This is a genomic window from Rhodoplanes roseus, assembly GCF_003258865.1.
Classification (GTDB): domain Bacteria; phylum Pseudomonadota; class Alphaproteobacteria; order Rhizobiales; family Xanthobacteraceae; genus Rhodoplanes; species Rhodoplanes roseus.
The window spans coordinates 1-249 of the sequence record NZ_NPEX01000933.1; the positions used below are offsets into that span (position 1 = coordinate 1).

Genomic DNA, 249 nt, shown 5'->3' on the forward strand with positions numbered 1-249 from the left:
GAGACGGTGCGGCATCGATGCCACGGCATGGCGCCCGGTCACTGCGCCTCCTCCTCCGCCTTCCATCTGTCGCGTGCCAGCAGCAGGCGCTCCACCAGCCTCCGCAAGAGGCGGACGGAGCCGCCGGGCCACGCGCCACGGAGTGCTTCGAGTTCCTCCCCGTCGAGCGGGATCGCCCAGCGGGGATCGAGGCCGCGCTCCTGAACGATCTCCTGCATGAGGCGCCCCGCAAGCGGAACGAGATGTTCC

General features: G+C 70.7%; 1 pseudogene. It reads right to left on the reverse strand.

The features are described 5' to 3' along the window. Nucleotides 1–38: 38 nt before the first annotated feature. Nucleotides 39–249 (reverse strand): annotated as a pseudogene (locus tag CH341_RS33065) (hypothetical protein); the annotation flags it as partial.